The sequence below is a fragment of the Streptomyces sp. F63 genome (assembly GCF_018070345.1).
In the GTDB taxonomy this organism is placed as follows: Bacteria; Actinomycetota; Actinomycetes; order Streptomycetales; family Streptomycetaceae; genus Streptomyces.
On record NZ_JAGPXX010000009.1, the window covers coordinates 1 to 16,715 of the forward strand.

Annotated in this window: 14 protein-coding genes; 3 read left to right on the forward strand and 11 right to left on the reverse strand. The window is 73.8% G+C overall.

Annotated elements, in window-relative coordinates; all coding sequences use genetic code 11:
* Window positions 1-371: 371 nt before the first annotated feature.
* Window positions 372-2,402 (forward strand): NACHT domain-containing NTPase, encoded by a 2,031-nt coding sequence (locus tag KBZ10_RS12380; protein ID WP_210987636.1) that lies wholly within the window; start codon window positions 372-374, stop codon window positions 2,400-2,402.
* Between the two features lie 346 nt (window positions 2,403-2,748).
* Here KBZ10_RS12380 and KBZ10_RS12385 read toward each other — a convergent pair whose 3' ends face one another.
* Entirely contained in the window at window positions 2,749-5,277 is a 2,529-nt protein-coding gene (locus KBZ10_RS12385; RefSeq protein ID WP_210987637.1) for an ATP-dependent Clp protease ATP-binding subunit, read from the reverse strand.
* A 478-nt stretch (window positions 5,278-5,755) separates the two neighbouring features.
* On the opposite strand from KBZ10_RS12385, the gene KBZ10_RS12390 reads away from it, so the two are divergent.
* Complete coding sequence (locus KBZ10_RS12390) at window positions 5,756-6,322, forward strand: SCO3374 family protein (protein ID WP_210987638.1); 567 nt, start codon at window positions 5,756-5,758, stop codon at window positions 6,320-6,322.
* Here the strand turns inward: KBZ10_RS12390 and KBZ10_RS12395 are convergent.
* The 10 genes from KBZ10_RS12395 to KBZ10_RS12440 all read right to left on the reverse strand — a co-directional run bounded on the left by KBZ10_RS12395 (window position 6,301) and on the right by KBZ10_RS12440 (window position 15,294).
* The gene (locus KBZ10_RS12395; RefSeq protein WP_210987639.1) at window positions 6,301-6,639 is read right to left on the reverse strand and encodes an Lsr2 family protein; all 339 of its coding nucleotides are present in this window, start codon (window positions 6,637-6,639) and stop codon (window positions 6,301-6,303) included. The two genes, KBZ10_RS12390 and KBZ10_RS12395, sit on opposite strands and share 22 nt — an antisense overlap.
* Before the next feature lie 238 nt (window positions 6,640-6,877).
* Window positions 6,878-7,396: an amino-acid N-acetyltransferase gene (locus tag KBZ10_RS12400; protein ID WP_210987640.1), complete on the reverse strand. Its 519-nt coding sequence runs from the start codon at window positions 7,394-7,396 to the stop codon at window positions 6,878-6,880.
* Between the two features lie 9 nt (window positions 7,397-7,405).
* The gene (locus tag KBZ10_RS12405) at window positions 7,406-7,801 is read right to left on the reverse strand and encodes a BlaI/MecI/CopY family transcriptional regulator (protein ID WP_210987641.1); all 396 of its coding nucleotides are present in this window, start codon (window positions 7,799-7,801) and stop codon (window positions 7,406-7,408) included.
* Between the two features lie 130 nt (window positions 7,802-7,931).
* A complete protein-coding gene (locus KBZ10_RS12410) occupies window positions 7,932-8,120 on the reverse strand; it encodes a hypothetical protein (protein ID WP_210987642.1) in 189 nt (62 codons plus the stop codon).
* 57 nt (window positions 8,121-8,177) lie between these two features.
* Window positions 8,178-9,008 carry a hypothetical protein gene (locus KBZ10_RS12415; protein ID WP_307847367.1) on the reverse strand — a complete coding sequence of 277 codons (831 nt, stop codon included), beginning with the start codon at window positions 9,006-9,008 and terminating at the stop codon, window positions 8,178-8,180.
* A 153-nt stretch (window positions 9,009-9,161) separates the two neighbouring features.
* Complete coding sequence (locus KBZ10_RS12420) at window positions 9,162-9,959, reverse strand: type III pantothenate kinase (protein ID WP_210987644.1); 798 nt, start codon at window positions 9,957-9,959, stop codon at window positions 9,162-9,164.
* A gap of 6 nt (window positions 9,960-9,965) precedes the next feature.
* Complete coding sequence (gene nadC / locus KBZ10_RS12425; RefSeq protein WP_210987645.1) at window positions 9,966-11,048, reverse strand: carboxylating nicotinate-nucleotide diphosphorylase; 1,083 nt, start codon at window positions 11,046-11,048, stop codon at window positions 9,966-9,968.
* The gene (locus KBZ10_RS12430) at window positions 11,035-12,846 is read right to left on the reverse strand and encodes an L-aspartate oxidase (RefSeq protein ID WP_210987788.1); all 1,812 of its coding nucleotides are present in this window, start codon (window positions 12,844-12,846) and stop codon (window positions 11,035-11,037) included. Before KBZ10_RS12430 ends, nadC begins: the two co-directional genes overlap by 14 nt.
* Window positions 12,847-13,264: 418 nt before the next feature.
* On the reverse strand, window positions 13,265-14,386 hold the full coding sequence (panC, locus tag KBZ10_RS12435) for a pantoate--beta-alanine ligase (RefSeq protein ID WP_210987646.1): 1,122 nt from the start codon (window positions 14,384-14,386) through the stop codon (window positions 13,265-13,267).
* On the reverse strand, window positions 14,383-15,294 hold the full coding sequence (locus tag KBZ10_RS12440) for a Rossmann-like and DUF2520 domain-containing protein (RefSeq protein ID WP_210987647.1): 912 nt from the start codon (window positions 15,292-15,294) through the stop codon (window positions 14,383-14,385). Before KBZ10_RS12440 ends, panC begins: the two co-directional genes overlap by 4 nt.
* Window positions 15,295-15,491: 197 nt before the next feature.
* Here KBZ10_RS12440 and KBZ10_RS12445 point away from each other — a divergent pair, with 197 nt between their 5' ends.
* Window positions 15,492-16,646, forward strand: coding sequence for a low specificity L-threonine aldolase (locus KBZ10_RS12445; RefSeq protein WP_210987648.1), 1,155 nt, complete (start codon window positions 15,492-15,494; stop codon window positions 16,644-16,646).
* Window positions 16,647-16,715: the final 69 nt, after the last annotated feature.

Below are 16,715 nucleotides of genomic sequence, written 5' to 3' on the forward strand. Positions count from 1 at the left end.
CACCCGGCCCGACGGCGCACCACCCCCCGGACACCCCACGGGCCCGCGGTCTCCTATCCCCCCTCGTACGTGAACCGGGCCACGTGCGGCAGGTCACCGAAAACCGAGATCAACGACTTCTCGGCGGAGCCCGGAGGACCGGACCGGCCGTCCGCACCCGGCCGTCCGCACCCGGCCGGCCGGCCCGGCCCCGGGTCACCCCAACCCTCACCCCGCGCAGCGCCCGTTCACCCGCCGAGCTGCCGGGCAGCCGGGCAGCCGGGCAGCCGCCCGATGAACCGGCACCGAGCCGGTTCACACAGCGCTCGGCTCCCCTACGCTGGGTGCCCAGAGAGCTGTAGAGCTGCCGCCACAGCCCGGGGGGACGGGACATGCATCCCGAGGATGCCGCGTTCGAGGAGCGCTACGCCCAGGACATCATCGCCGGACACAACCACCTCACCATCTACGGGATCGATCTCAACCACTCGCCCGACACCTGGCCGCTGGACGCCGCGTACCTGAGCCTGGAAGCGGAGATCGGCCCGGACCGCAGCGGGACGGCGGTTCCGCAGCCGCCGCCCGCGCTCCCCGCCGAGCAGGCGCTGTCCGGACGGGACAAGGTGCTGTTGCGCGGGGTGGCCGGTTCGGGCAAGACCACCCTGGTCCAGTGGCTGGCGGTCTCCACGGCCCGGGACGAGCTGCCGGACCAGCTGGCCCCGCTCCGCGCCCGGGTGCCGTTCGTCCTGCCCGTGCGGCGCTTCCCGCACAAGGGGTTCCCGGGCCCCGGCGAGTTCCTGTCCGCCGTCCGGCACCCGTGCGCGGAGGACCAGCCGCCGGGCTGGGCCGGACGCGTCCTGGCCGGCGCGCGGGGCCTGATGCTGGTCGACGGGGTCGACGAGGCCCCCGAGGGCCTCCGCGAGCAGCTCCGGGCCGAACTGCGGGCGCTGATCGCCGCGCACCCCGGCAACATCTGGCTCGTCACCTCCCGGCCGTCCGCGGTGCCCGAGGCGTGGCTCGCCGACGACGGCTTCACCGAGCTCAAGCTGGCCCCGCTCAGCCGGGAGGGCGTGGCCGCGTTCATCCAGCGCTGGCACGCCGCGGCGCGAGCGGAGGAGCCCAAGGACCTCCACCGGCTGGACGAGTACGAAAGCACCCTGCTGACGGCCGTGCGCACCACCCGCGAACTCGGCAGACTGGCCACCAACCCGCTGATGTGCGGCCTGCTCTGCGCCCTGCACCGCGACCGCCGCGGCTACCTGCCGCGGGGCCGCCGCGCCCTGTACGACGCCGCGCTCTCCATGCTGCTGGAGCGCCGGGACCGGGAGCGGGACATGGCCACGACCGACGGCATCGACCTGGCCCAGGAGTCGAAGGTCCAGCTGCTCCAGAAGCTGGCCCACTGGATGCTGGTCCACGAGCGCTCGGAGATGGACGTCGGCACGGCCGTGGACATCCTGGAGCGCCATCTGCCGGCGATACCGGAGGCCCTCGAGCAGGGCGGGCCCGCGGAGATCTACCGGCATCTGCTCAACCGCACCGGACTGCTGCGGGAGCCCACCCCCGGCTCGGTGGACTTCGTCCACCGCACCTTCCAGGACTATCTGAGCGCCCGGGCCGCCGTGGAGCGCCACGACTTCGACTTCCTCATCGGCCACGCCCACCAGGACGACTGGGAGGAGGTCGTCCGGATGGCCGCGGCACTGGCCCGGCCGGACGAGTGCGCCAAGCTGCTGGAGGGCCTGCTGGCCGCCCGGCCGGGCGCCAAGCCCGTGGAGGCCCGGCATCGCAAGCTGCTCGCCGCGGCCTGCCTGGAGCACGTCACCGAACTGGATCCCGGGGTGCGGGCCAGGGTGCACCAGTACACCAAGAACATGGTCCGCCCGACCACGGAGGCGGCCGCCCGTGCGCTCGGCTGGATCGGGCCGATCGCCCTGGAGATGCTGCCCGACCCGGCCGGCCTTCCCGACCCCGAGGCGTACCTGCTGGCCGTCACGGCCACGTCCATCGCCGACGACCGGGCCATCGACTACCTGGTACGGCTGCGGGACCGCGAGTCCTGGCACATCCGCTCCCTGCTCGCGGGCGCCTGGCGCCGGTACGACACCGACCGGTACGCCGACGAGGTCCTCGCCCACCTCGACGAGCGCGCCCTGGACTTCCCCGTGTCCGACCCGGCGGAACTGCGCGCACTGCACCGCCTCGGGGGCCGCCCGGCCGTCCAGATCGCCGGACGGTTCACCCCAGGGCAGCTGGTCGAGGGGCTGGCCGCCGAGAAGCTGACGCACCTCTGGCTGGCCTACGACCTGGGCACCGGCCTGGAATGGCTCAGCTCCTTCCCGCGCCTGCACACCCTGACGCTCAGCAGTCATGTGCTGCCCGCCAAGGGCATCCCGCAGAACCTCCACGTGGTGACGGTGTGAGCCGTCCGGAGCCGGTCACCGTCCCGACCGCCCGGCCCGGCCGCCCCGCCCCGGCCCGAAGGCGTGGACTCCCTTCGTCGCCTTCGCCCCGTGCCGGAGATCCAGGACCCGGAGGACCTCGCCCCCTGGCCGCCCTGCCCCGTCTGGAGACCGTCACCCCGGGCCCGCGGACCCCGGTCCGGCAGACCGGCCGTCTTCCGGAGTCGGTGCGGATCGTCCGGCCGCTCTGACCAGCGCGAAAAGCCATGACCACCGCAAACCAAAGGGGCGGCCCGGAACCCATCGGTTCCGGGCCGCCCCTCGGCCTGCCGCCTGCCGCGCGGCGCTCAGTGCTCCGCGTGAGCGGTCACGCGTCCTTGCTCAGGTTCGGGCCCGAGCCGCCGCCGGCGGCGGACTCGATCGGCGGAGCGTCCGGCAGCGCGGACTTCTCCTCGCCGCGGAAGGTGAACTTCTTCTGGTCACCCTCGCCCTCGATGTCCACGACCACGATGTGACCGGGGCGCAGCTCGTTGAAGAGGATCTTCTCCGAGAGCTGGTCCTCGATCTCGCGCTGGATCGTCCGGCGCAGCGGCCGGGCGCCCATGACCGGGTCGTAGCCCTTCTTCGCGAGCAGGGACTTGGCCTCACCGCTGAGCTCGATGCCCATGTCGCGGTCCTTCAGGCGCTCGTCCACCTTGGCGATCATCAGGTCGACGATGCGGATGATGTCTTCCTCGGTGAGCTGGTGGAAGACGACCGTGTCGTCGACACGGTTGAGGAACTCGGGACGGAAGTGCTGCTTGAGCTCTTCGTTGACCTTGTTCTTCATCCGCTCGTAGTTGCTCCTGACGTCGCCCTGGGCCGCGAAGCCGAGATTGAAGCCCTTGGAGATGTCCCGGGTGCCGAGGTTGGTCGTCATGATGATGACCGTGTTCTTGAAGTCCACGACCCGGCCCTGAGAGTCGGTCAGCCGGCCGTCCTCCAGGATCTGCAACAGGGAGTTGAAGATGTCCGGGTGGGCCTTCTCGACCTCGTCGAAGAGGACCACGGAGAACGGCTTGCGGCGCACCTTCTCGGTGAGCTGGCCGCCCTCCTCGTAGCCCACGTAGCCGGGGGGCGAACCGAAGAGCCGCGACACCGTGTGCTTCTCGCTGAACTCCGACATGTCGAGGGAGATCAGCGCGTCCTCGTCACCGAAGAGGAACTCGGCGAGCGTCTTGGACAGCTCGGTCTTACCCACACCGGACGGGCCGGCGAAGATGAACGAGCCACCGGGACGCTTCGGGTCCTTGAGCCCCGCGCGGGTGCGCCGGATCGCCTGGGAGAGCGCCTTGATGGCGTCCTCCTGGCCGATGACGCGCTTGTGGAGCTCGTCCTCCATGCGGAGCAGCCGCGAGGACTCCTCCTCGGTGAGCTTGAAGACCGGGATGCCGGTGGCCGTGGCGAGGACCTCGGCGATCAGCTCCTCGTCGACCTCGGCGACGACGTCCATGTCGCCGGCCTTCCACTCCTTCTCCCGCTTGGCCTTCTGGGCCAGGAGCTGCTTCTCCTTGTCGCGGAGCGACGCGGCCTTCTCGAAGTCCTGGGAGTCGATCGCCGACTCCTTGTCCCGGCGGACGTTCGCGATCTTCTCGTCGAACTCGCGGAGGTCCGGCGGAGCGGTCATCCGGCGGATGCGCATCCGGGAGCCGGCCTCGTCGATCAGGTCGATCGCCTTGTCCGGCAGGAAGCGGTCGGAGATGTAGCGGTCGGCGAGGGTCGCGGCGGCCACCAGCGCGGCGTCCGTGATGGAGACGCGGTGGTGCGCCTCGTAACGGTCGCGCAGACCCTTGAGGATCTCGATGGTGTGCGGCAGCGACGGCTCCGCGACCTGGATGGGCTGGAAGCGGCGCTCCAGGGCCGCGTCCTTCTCCAGGTGCTTGCGGTACTCGTCGAGCGTGGTGGCACCGATGGTCTGCAGCTCGCCGCGGGCCAGCATCGGCTTGAGGATGCTCGCGGCGTCGATCGCGCCCTCGGCGGCGCCCGCACCCACCAGGGTGTGGAGCTCGTCGATGAACAGGATGATGTCGCCGCGGGTGCGGATCTCCTTGAGCACCTTCTTCAGGCGCTCCTCGAAGTCACCGCGGTAGCGGGAGCCGGCGACCAGGGCGCCGAGGTCGAGGGTGTAGAGGTGCTTGTCCTTGAGGGTCTCGGGCACCTCCCCCTTGACGATGGCCTGGGCCAGGCCCTCGACGACCGCCGTCTTGCCGACGCCGGGCTCGCCGATGAGGACCGGGTTGTTCTTGGTCCGGCGGGACAGCACCTGCATGACCCGCTCGATCTCCTTCTCGCGCCCGATGACCGGGTCGAGCTTGGACTCGCGGGCCGCCTGGGTGAGATTGCGGCCGAACTGGTCCAGGACGAGGGAGGTCGAGGGCGTGCCCTCGGCCGGGCCGCCCGCGGTGGCGGCCTCCTTGCCCTGGTAGCCGGAGAGCAGCTGGATGACCTGCTGCCGCACCCGGTTCAGATCGGCGCCCAGCTTCACGAGGACCTGGGCGGCGACGCCCTCGCCCTCGCGGATCAGGCCGAGCAGGATGTGCTCGGTGCCGATGTAGTTGTGGCCGAGCTGGAGGGCCTCGCGGAGCGACAGCTCCAGGACCTTCTTGGCACGGGGCGTGAAGGGGATGTGACCGGACGGGGCCTGCTGGCCCTGGCCGATGATCTCCTCCACCTGCTGGCGGACCGCCTCGAGCGAAATCCCGAGGCTCTCCAGGGCCTTAGCGGCGACACCCTCACCCTCGTGGATCAGGCCCAGGAGGATGTGCTCGGTGCCGATGTAGTTGTGGTTGAGCATCCGGGCTTCTTCCTGAGCCAGGACGACAACCCGCCGCGCGCGGTCGGTGAACCTCTCGAACATCGTTAATCGCTCCTCAGAGCGGTCGGGCAGATCGGGGACGGTCCCCTCCCTGTCCTTCCGCATGCTAGTCCCGCAACAGGGGACAGCTCATTCCATCTGCCGACACCCGTCCGGTCTCCCCCGCTGGTTACGGGGACTTACTCCCACAAGTCTCCTGCCCCGGACAGCCGACAACAGCTCCAACCCGATGGTGCGAGACGATGTTCCCGCAGGCCAGGCATCTATCCACGTCGGCAGTACGCCGATGGCGAACGCCGGGCGGTGCTCCGGGCCCGCGGCAACCGCGCTCCGTCCCTCCCACAAGGCAAGTCTTACCCCCGGGGACCGGCGGTCCATGCGGCGCGACCCCCGTCACTCAGCTACGGGCGAACACCATTGCGCCCCCTCGGGCGCCTTGCACGCCGTCGTCGCTACCACGTTCCGTACCCGCTCGCCAACTCTGCGTAACCCGAACGGCCCCCGTTCCGTTGCTCCGGGCATGACGACGGCTTCCGGCCGGCCCCGCACGGTGCCCGCGGACGAACGCTCGGCCCGCGAGTGGTACGAGCACGGGCTGGGCTGGCCCACGGCGGGCGGCGCCCCGCTGGAGCTGCTCACCGGGGTGCGCTTCGACGTGCTGGAGCTGCCCGCGGCCGCGGGACTCGCCGTGCTGCGGCGCGTGCCGGACACCGGACCGGTCGCGCTGCACGGCTCGCGGATGCGGCTGCTCGTGGCGGCGGGGAGCGCCGAGGAGCTGCCGGAGCTGCTGCGCTGGCTGGAGTGGGGCGGCGTCCCCCTGGATCTGAGCGCGCTCGGCGCGGGCGGGCGGACGGCCGCTCCCCTGGCCCGCGGCGCGGGCGGCGGACCCGTCTGGCTGCGCCCGCCCGTGCCGGGGCGTGCGGTGGAGCCGGCCCTGCCCGCGGCGACACTGCGCGGCGGGAGACGGGCCGGGGGCGCCGGTGCGTCCGCCCCCGATCTCGTGCGGCTCCTGGGCGCGGCGGCGACGGAGTGCCACCGGGCCCGGCTGCTGCGACGCGGCCGGCGTCAGCCGTTCGCCTTCTCGTAGGCCTCGCGCACGGTGGCGGGGACACGGCCGCGGTCGTTGACCTCGTAGCCGTTCTCCTTCGCCCACGCGCGGATCTTCGCGGTGTCCTGGCTGCCGCCCGTGGAGGTGCCCCGGGCCTTTCCTCGGCCGCCGGCCGCACGGCCGCCGGTGCGCCGCCCGCTCCTGGTGTACGGCTCCAGAAGACTCCGGAGCTTGTCCGCATTGGCGGTGGTGAGGTCGATCTCGTAAGTCTTGCCGTCGAGAGCGAACGTCACGGTCTCGTCCGCCTCGCCACCGTCGAGGTCATCAACAAGAAGGACCTGAACCTTCTGTGCCACCGGATTCCCTTTCATCGAAAAAGCAGTACGACGGAAAGCAAACCGCCTTTCAGGGAAAAACACAAACCCCTGGGTGGGGTTCAGTGCGGCATCGGCGCGAAAAAGGTACGCGTTTCGGACATAGGGTATGGGTTCCGTCGGGGAAGACGCCGGGGAAGACTCGGGTAAGGTGCCCGGAAGGCGCCGGGGGAAGGACTGCCGAAGACGGCGGAACGAAGACGCGCGAATAACCTCGCGGTCACAGGTGCAGAAGCATCCGGCTGTTACCCAAGGTGTTCGGCTTCACCCGTTCGAGCCCGAGGAACTCGGCCACGCCCTCGTCATAGGAACGGAGCAGCTCGCTGTAGACATCGCCGTCGACCGGGGTGTCGCCGATCTCCGTGAAGCCGTGCCGGGTGAAGAAGTCGACTTCGAAGGTAAGGCAGAAAATACGGCGAACCCCGAGGCGGCGAGCGGTCTGTACCAATTCCTCGAGGACGCGGTGGCCGACACCGGAGCCCTTCGCGGCGGGATCCACGGCCAGGGTGCGGACCTCCGCCAGGTCCTCCCACATGACGTGGAGTGCGCCGCAGCCGATGACCCGGGCGTCCCCCGTGCGTTCGGCCACCCAGAACTCCTGGATGTCCTCGTAAAGCGTCACCGTCGCTTTGTCGAGCAGGATACCGTCGCGGACGTAGCCGTCGATGAGACCGCGGATCGCGGGGACATCGCTCGTCCTCGCCCGCCGGACCGCGACCTCATTTGATACTGGGGACATGCACGGACGCTATCGCTCCGCCGCCTCGGACCCCTCATCGGGACGGTCCAGCCGTACGACGCGGATGGCGTCGCGGAGGGCTTCCCGCTCTTCCTCCGACATCATCCCGAAGAAGGCGACAAGGGCGGCGGCGCGGTTGTCGCTGGCGGCCCACGCCTCGTTCATGAGGGCGGCGGAGTAGGCGGCCCGGGTGGAGACGGCCGTATATCGATAGGCCCGGCCTTCCGCTTCTCTGCGGACCCAGCCCTTCCGGTGCAGGTTGTCCAATACGGTCATGACCGTCGTGTAGGCGATCGGGCGTTCCTTCCGGAGGTCCTCCAGGACTTCCCGGACGGTGACCGGGCGGTTCCATCGCCACACCCGCGTCATCACGGCGTCTTCCAGCTCACCCAATGGTCGAGGCACCAGGAAACCCTAGCGGCAGAACCTCAGAATTCCGGCCATTCGGACACGAAAAAGGGCGCGGTCCGGGGACATGCCCGTCCCTGGACCGCGCCCTTCCGGCCCCTGCGGCCGGTCGTGCCCGGCGGAGCCCTCAGGAGGCGGGGCCGCCCTCCGGCGGCGTACCGGGGCGGGCGGCCTCGGCGCGGGACAGCGCCGCGTCGACCGCGGCGTCCTCCTTGGCCTTGTTGGCTCCGCCCTGGCTCTTCACGATCGTCACGATCAGCGCGATGAAGGCCACGGCCATGACCGTGGAGGGCAGAAGCGCGGCAACGTATTCCATACCGACCAGGGTAACGAGCCGGGCGGGCCACCGGGCCTCCGGCTCCCTCCGCCTCCCTCAGCCGGCCGCGCGGCCCTCCTCCGGCCGCTGGGGCGGCGCGGGGGCCGGGGGCCGGCGCGGCGGGAAGACCTCGGCCGGCGTGGGCACCGGGCGGGCGGGGGGTTCGGACTCGGGCCCGGCGGGGCGCTCCGGATCGGGGCGGCCGGCCGGGGGCTTCTCGGCGGGGTCCGTGTCCCGCCGCGGGCGGGACCGCTTGGCCGGTTCGGCGGCCGTCGCCGTACGGCTTCCGGGGAGGACCGGGAGCACGGAGGGGGCCGAGGGGACGGGGAGGGCCGGCACGGCGAGCAGGCGCCGGACGGGGCCCGGCACGGCGGCCAGCCGGGTGGTGGGCCGGGCGGCGGGGCGCGGACGCGGGGCGGCCGGAGGCCGGTGCGGGGCGGGCTCCCCCACCGCGGGACGGACGGCGTGCCCGGTGACACCGCGGCGTTCCCCGTTCCGCAGCAGGGCGCGGGCACGGGCGGCGTCGGCGGGGCTCACCGCCGGATCGGCGCAGAGCGAACGGAGCGCGGCGAGATCCTCCTCCCCGGGCGGGCGGCCGGTGCCGGCGGCCTCCCGGAGCCGGTCCAGATAGCCGGTGGACGAGCCCGGGAGGGCCGCGCGGTAGCGGGCCAGGTCGGCCTGGAGAAAGGCGCGCAGCCTGGCGCTCTCGCGCACCGCCTCGGCCACGTCCCCGGCGAGGCGCTCCAGATCCCGGCGCTCCCCGGCCCGCTCGGGGCCGCCGGAGTGGGCGGAAGCCGGACCGGGCCGCAGGGCGAGGGCCAGGGCCCGGCGCAGGACGGACACTTCGTCGGCGCTGAACGCCAGGGCGCCGCGGGAATCAAGAGGCATGGGCATAAGCAGATTTTTACCACTTAACGGACATTATTCGCCGTGTGTGCCGCCTCCGGGCGTGCCCCCGACGCGTGGGTCCTCGCGGTGGGGGGCGGCCCGTGCCCGGCACCGTCCGCCGGGCGGAGCGAGCCGGTGGCGGAGCCCGTTCCGTCAGGTGCGGGAGACGTTGCGTTCGTAGACCAGGCGGAGGCCGATCAGGGTCAGCCAGGGCTCGTGCTCGTCGATCACGGCCGACTCGCCGAGCACCATGGGGGCGAGGCCGCCGGTCGCGATCACGGTGACGTCGTCGGGGTCGTCGGCCAGTTCGGCGGCCATCCGGCCCACGACGCCGTCGACCTGGCCGGCGAAGCCGTAGAGGATGCCGGACTGCATGGCCTCGACGGTGTTCTTCCCGATGACACTGCGCGGCCGGGCCAGCTCGATCTTGCGGAGCTGGGCGCCGCGCACCCCGAGGGCGTCCACGGAGATCTCGATGCCCGGGGCGATCACGCCGCCGACGTATTCGCCGCGCACCGACACCGCGTCGAAGGTGGTGGCGGTGCCGAAGTCGACGACCACGCACGGGCCGCCGTAGAGCTCGACGGCCGCCAGGGCGTTGATGATGCGGTCGGCGCCGACCTCCTTCGGGTTGTCCATGAGGATGGGGACGCCCGTCTTGACCCCGGGTTCGACGAGCACGGCCGGCACGTCGCCGTAGTAGCGGCGGGTGACCTCCCGGAGTTCGTGCAGCACGGAGGGGACGGTGGAGCAGATCGCGATGCCCTCGATGCCGTCGCCGAGCTCGTCGCCGAGCAGCGGATGCATGCCCATCAGGCCCTGCAGGAGCACGGCGAGTTCGTCGGCCGTGCGGCGGGCGTCCGTGGAGATCCGCCAGTGCTCGACGATGTCCTCGCCGTCGAACAGGCCGAGGACGGTGTGGGTGTTGCCGACGTCGATGGTGAGCAGCATCGTCTCTCACGCCTCCGCGCGGTCGTCGGCGTCGCCCGCCCCGGCGCCGGCAGCGGTCCGCTGCTCGTCGCGCAGGTCCAGGCCGATGTCGAGGATGGGGGAGGAGTGGGTGAGCGCCCCGACGGCGAGGTAGTCGACCCCGGTCGCGGCGTAGGCGCGGGCGTTGTCGAGGCCGAGGCGGCCGGAGGACTCCAGGCGGGCCCGGCCCGCGACGAGGGCGACGGCCTCGCGGGTCTCCTCGACGGTGAAGTTGTCCAGCAGGATCAGGTCGGCGCCCTCGGCGAGCACCGGCTCGATCTGGTCGAGCCGGTCCACCTCGACCTCGACGGGCACGTCCGGGAACTCGCTCCGCACGGCCTTGAAGGCCGCCGCGACCCCGCCCGCCGCGATCACGTGATTGTCCTTGATGAGCGCGGCGTCCGAGAGCGACATGCGGTGATTGAGACCACCGCCGCAGCGGACCGCGTACTTTTCCAGGAAGCGCAGCCCGGGGGTGGTCTTGCGGGTGTCGCGGACGGCCGCTCCGGTGCCCTCCAGGGCGTCGGCCCAGGCGCGCGTGGCGGTCGCGATGCCGGAGAGCCGGCAGAGGAGGTTGAGCGCGCTGCGCTCGCCGGTGAGCAGATCCCGGGTGCGGGTGCGCACGGTCAGCAGCTTCTGGCCGGGCTCGACCCGGTCGCCGTCCATCACATGCCGTTCGACCTCGAACTCGTCGGTGCAGACGACCGACAGGATCGCCTCCGCGACGCGCAGGCCGGCGACGGTGCCCGCCTGGCGGGCGGTGAAGTCGCCGGTGGCGACGGCGTCCTCGGGGATCGTCGCCACCGTCGTCACGTCCACGCCGTGGTCGAGGTCCTCCTCGATGGCGACGTGGGCCAGATCCTCCACCTGGACGGGGTCCAGACCGCCCAGGGCCAGCAGTTCGGCCAGCGCGGGATCGAGGCCGCACTCCAGGGGGTCCAGGTCGAAGCCCTCGCCCCCGTCGCCGCAGCCGCAGGAGTCGCCGCACCCGCCGCCGTCCGCCCCGGCGGAGGGGCCGCCGATCTGGAGCAGCGGAAGGTCCACGGGCTGTGGACGGTCAGGGGTGTTCACGAGTTGTCCCTTCGGGGTGGATCGTCCGGACCTCCGCGGAGGCGTCCGCCCGGCCGGCGGGGCCGCGGGAGGCTCCGGGGGATTCCGCGCCGGGTTCGGCTCCGGCGCTCGCGCCGGGGCGTACGGGCGGGAAGTCTGCCGTGTCCGTGGAGGTGATCGCCAGTTCGGCACCGGGCCCGAGGCGGGCGACGAGGTGGCGGCGCCAGTGCGTGTCGTCGCGGTCGGGGCGGTCCTCGCGCCAGTGGCAGCCGCGGGTCTCCTCGCGCTCGCGGGCCACGGCGACCAGGACCCGCGAGACCAGCAGCAGGTTCGTGGCCTCCCAGCTCTCCACGCAGGGCTCGGCGGTCTTGCCGTCCACGCGCAGTTCGGCGGCGGCCGTGGTGTGCAGCCGCTCCAGGCCGTCCGCGGCGGCGGCGAGGCTGGCGGCGCTGCGGAGGACTCCGGCACCGGCCGTCATGATGCGCTGGATCTCGTAGCGGGCCTCGGGGACGAGGAGAGGGCCGCCGGGGGCGGCGTCGGGGATGGTGGCGGCGCCGGACGCGGTGGGGGTGCCGGTTTCCGCGGGGGCGGTGCCGGAGATGTCGGCGGCGATGCGCTCGGCGAACACCAGGCCCTCCAGCAGGGAGTTGGACGCCAGCCGGTTCGCGCCGTGCACGCCGGTGCACGCGACCTCGCCGCAGGCGTAGAGCCCGGGAACGGTCGTCCGGCCGCGCAGATCGGTCCGCACCCCGCCGCTGGCGTAGTGGGCGGCCGGGGAGACCGGGATCAGCTCCGTCACCGGGTCGATGCCGTGCGACCGGCAGGCCGCGAGGATCGTCGGGAAGCGGTGCTCCCACATCTCGGCGCCGAAGTGGCGGCCGTCGAGGTACATGTGGTCGGCGCCGGTCTCGCGCATGCGGCGCATGATGCCCTTGGCGACGATGTCGCGGGGCGCCAGCTCGGCCAGTTCGTGCTGTCCGCGCATGAAGCGCACACCGCCGGCGTCCACCAGGTACGCGCCCTCGCCGCGGACCGCCTCCGACACCAGGGGCTGCTGACCCTCGGCACCGCGGCCGAGGAACAGCACGGTCGGGTGGAACTGGACGAACTCCAGATCGGACACCTCCGCGCCGGCCCGCAGGGCCAGCGCCACCCCGTCGCCGGTGGAGACGGCCGGGTTGGTGGTCGCGGAGAACACCTGCCCCATGCCGCCGGTGGCGAGCACCACCGAGCGGGCGCGCACGGCGCCCACGCCGTCCCGCTGCCCCTCGCCCATGACGTGCAGGGTGACGCCCGCGGCGCGGCCCTCGGCGTCCTTCATCAGATCGAGCACGAGGGCGTTCTCGACCGTCTCCACCCCGGCCCCGCGGACCGCCTCGACCAGCGCCCGGGAGATCTCGGCGCCGGTCGCGTCGCCGCCGGCGTGGGCGATCCGGCGGCGGTGGTGGCCGCCCTCGCGGGTCAGGAGGATCTCGCCGGTGCCTGCGTCGGTGTCGAACCGGGCGCCGCTGCCGATCAGCCGGCGCACGGCGTCGGGGCCTTCGGTGACCAGGGCGCGCACGGCCGTCTCGTCGCACAGCCCGGCGCCCGCGACCAGGGTGTCGTCCAGGTGCTGATCCGGGGTGTCCCCGTCGCCGAGGGCCGCCGCGATGCCGCCCTGCGCCCAGCGGGTGGAGCCCGCGTCGAGCCGCGCCTTGGTGACGACGACGGTCCGGTGGCCGGCCGCCGCGCAGCGGAGGGCGGCGGTCAGCCCGGCGACGCCGGAACCGACCACGACGACGTCCGCCTCGATGGCCCAGCCGGGCGGCGGGGCGGTCAGTGCGAGGGCCTCGGGGCCGGTGGAGGAGAGGCCGGGCCGGTCGGCCGGGGCGGTCCGGCCGGACTGGTGGGCCTGGTGCGGGTGGTGGGGCCGCTGGACGTGGTGGGGCCGATGGGGCTGGCGCCCGTTGTCCGGTGTGCTCACAGGGCGGCTCCGGAGGAGAGGTGCGTGCCTGCTCGGGTCAGCATTCCGCCCCCGGGGTCCGCGAGGGCCTCGCGGGCGGCGGTGGCCTCGCGGGCGGCGGGGGCACCTGCCGGGGCGGCGGGGGCACCTGCCGGGGCGGCGGGGGCACCTGCCGGGGCGGCGGGGGCCGGGGCTCTCCGGACGGCGGCTCCCCGGACGGCGGCTCCCCGGCCGGGGTGCCGGTATGGCGCGCGCGACGGGCCCATCGGGACGGACGGGCTCGTGCCGGGCAGGCTCATCGGGGGGCTCCGAACTGCAGGCGGATGTTGTCGATCAGTCGGGTGGTGCCCACCCTGGCCGCCACGGCCAGCACGGCCTCGCCCCGGTGGCCGGCCGGGACCTCGGTGAAGTCGGACGGGTCGACGAGCGCCAGGTAGTCGGTCTCCAGCGGCGGCCGGTGCTCCGCGGCCTCGTCCAGCACGGCGCGGGCGGCGGCCCGTACGGCGTCCGGGCCCGCGGCCGGCGCGGGCGGCGGCTCCGGCAACGGCGTGCCGGGCGTCACGGACGGCGCGCGGTCCCCCGGCGTCACGGACCGCGCGGGGCGTCCCGCCTCGCGGCCCGCCGCCAGGGCGCGGGACAGCGCCAGCGCCGTGCCGCGCTCGGACGCGGACAGATAGCGGTTGCGGCTGGACAGGGCCAGCCCGTCCGGCTCCCGGACGGTCGGGACGCCGACGATCCGGACGGGGAAGTTCAAGTCGCGCGCCATGCGCCGGATCAGCGCGAGCTGCTGGGCGTCCTTCTCGCCGTAGAGGGCGAGGTCCGGGGCGGTGAGGTGGAGCAGCTTGGCGACGACGGTCAGCATGCCGTCGAAGTGCCCGGGGCGGCTGGCGCCCTCCAGCCGTTCGCCCATCGGCCCCGCGGAGATCCGGACCTGCGGCTCCCCGCCCGGGTAGACCTCGTCGGCGGACGGCGCGAAGACGGCGTCCGCGCCTTCCCGGGCGGCGAGGGCGAGATCGACGTCGAGGGTGCGCGGATAGCGGTCGAGGTCCTCCCCGGCACCGAACTGCAGCGGGTTGACGAACACGGTCACCACCACCTGGCCGTCCGGGCCGACCCGGTCGCGCGCGGCGCGGATCAGGGCCGCGTGCCCCGCGTGGAGGGCTCCCATCGTCATCACGACCGCGCGCTCGCCGCGCCGCCGCAGGGAGCGCAGTCCGGCCGCCGTGCGGATGAGCGCGGGCGCGGGCCCGCTGGGCGGCGGCGCGCTGCCGGTGCCCGCGGCGGGGCCTGCGACGGTGGCCGCGTCCCGGTCGGCGGCCGTGCGGTCAGCGGCCGTGCGCTCAACCGCCGTGTCCGGGGCGGCGGTCGCGCCCGCGTCCCGGGCCGGGCTCACCGGCGGGTTCCGGTCGTCCGTCATCGGGTGCCTCCGTCCGCGAGCACGCCCAGCAGGTCTTCCGCCAGCTCCGGTTTCAGCAAGCCGGAGGCCATGGCGCGGTCCGCCGTGGCGCGTGCCATGGCCAGATAGCCCGCGACGGTCTGCGGCGCGTGCTCGCGCAGCTCGGCGACGTGCGCGGCCACCGTGCCGGCGTCCCCGCGCGCGACCGGACCGGTCAGGGCCGCGTCACCGGAGCGCAGGGCGTTGTCCAGGGCGGCGCCGAGGAGCGGGCCCAGCATGCGGTCGGGGGCGCCCACACCGGCGGCGCGCAGCAGTTCGAGCGACTGGGCCACCAGCGTGACGAGATGGTTGGCGCCGAGGGCCAGCGCCGCGTGGTACAGCGGACGGGCCGACTCCTCGACCCACTCCGGCTCGCCTCCCATCTCGATGACGAGGGCCTCGGCGGCCAGCCGCAGTTCCTCCGGCGCGGTCACGCCGAAGGAGCAGCCGGCCAGCCGCTGGACGTCGACGGCGGTGCCCGTGAACGTCATCGCGGGGTGCAGGGCCAGCGGCAGCGCGCCGGCGCTGCGGGCCGGGTCCAGCACGGCGGTGCCGTAACGGCCGGAGGTGTGCACGAGGAGCTGCCCGGGGCGGACGGCACCGGTCTCCGCCAGCCCCTGGACGAGCCGCGGCAGGGCGTCGTCGGGGACGGTCAGCAGAACGAGCTCGGAGCGGGCCAGAACCTGCGCGGGCGACACCAGGGGCACCTCGGGCAGCATGTCGGCCGCCCGGCGCACCGATGCGTCGGAAACGCCGGAGGCGGCGACCGGTCGGTGCCCCGCGAGCCGCAGCGCGGCGGCGAGCGCGGGGCCGACCCGGCCCGCGCCGACGACCCCGACGGCGAGCCTGGCGGGGCGGTCCTTGGCCTCGGGGAGAGGGGGTGTGTTCACGGAATACGGCCTTCCGTTCCAGTCCGCCTGCCCGGTTCGGGAGAGCCAGGGGCGGTACCGGACGTGTCCCGGCCATGCTACGCGAGGACGGCCCGCCGCCTTCCCGCACTGTGCCCGGGCGCCGCTCCGCACCGTCCGGGCAGAGGCTCCGTCCGGGGCGCCCGGCGTACCGGCGATCCGTGCGACATCATCGGCGCATGGTGTACGACACGAACGACGAGGGGCGGGCCCGCCGGCTCGCCGCCTGGGGCGGGGCCCGCCGCAGACTGGCGGAGGTGGCGCCGGCGGAGACCATCGGCGGCCGCCTGGAGCGGCTGGCGGCGGAGGCGGCCGCCGCGTACGACCTCACCGAGCGGGCCGACGTCTACGGCGACGGAGTTGTGGAGGCCCTGGAGCGCCGCGTCGCCGGGCTGCTGGGCACCGAGGCCGCCGCGTTCTTCCCGACCGGGACGATGGCCCAGCAGGTCGCCCTGCGCTGCTGGGCCGGCCGGACGGGGAACGCGACGGTGGCCCTGCATCCGCTGGCGCACCCGGTGCGGCACGAGCGGGACGCCCTGTCGGTGCTGAGCGGTCTGCGGACGGTCCACCCGACGCAGGAGCCCCGCATGCCGTCCGCGGAGGAGGTGCGCGCGCTGGACGAGCCGTTCGGCACGCTGATGCTCGAACTGCCGCTCCGGGAGGCGGGGTTCGTCCTGCCGACGTGGGAGGAGCTGGAGGCGGTCACCGGGGCCGCGCGGGAACGGGACGCCGTGGTGCATGTCGACGGCGCGCGGATCTGGGAGTGCGCCGCCCATCTGGGCCGGGAGCTGCCGGAGATCGCGGCGCTCGCGGACAGCGTGTACGTGTCGTTCTACAAGTCGCTCGGCGGGCTGTCCGGGGCCGCGCTGGCCGGCCCGGAGCTTCTCGTCACGGAGGCGAGGGCCTGGCGGCACCGGTACGGCGGGCAGCTGTACCAGCAGTGGCCGGCGGTGCTCAGCGCCCTGGCCGGACTGGACCGGGAACTGCCGAGGCTGCCGTCGTACGTCGCGCACGCCCGGGTCGTCGCGGCCGCGCTGGGCGACGGGCTGGCGGCCGCGGGACTGCCGTGGTTCCGGGTGCATCCGCGGCCGCCGCACACGCACGAGTTCCAGGTGTGGCTGCCGTACCCGGCGGACGCGCTGACCGAGGCGGGGACGCGGCAGGCCGAGGAGACGGGGACGCTGCTGTTCCGTGCCTGGTGGGACGAGCAGCGCGTCCCGGGCCTGGCGATGACCGAGGTGACGGTCGCCGGCCCGGGCCTGGAGTGGACGGCGCGGGACGTCACCGAGGCGGTCGCGGAGTTCCTGGGGTTCCTGGAGCGGACGGAGAGCTGAGCGGGGCGGCGCCCGGGACGTCCCACCGGTCCGGGGACGACAGCCGGGTCCGGGCAGCCGCCGGGTCCG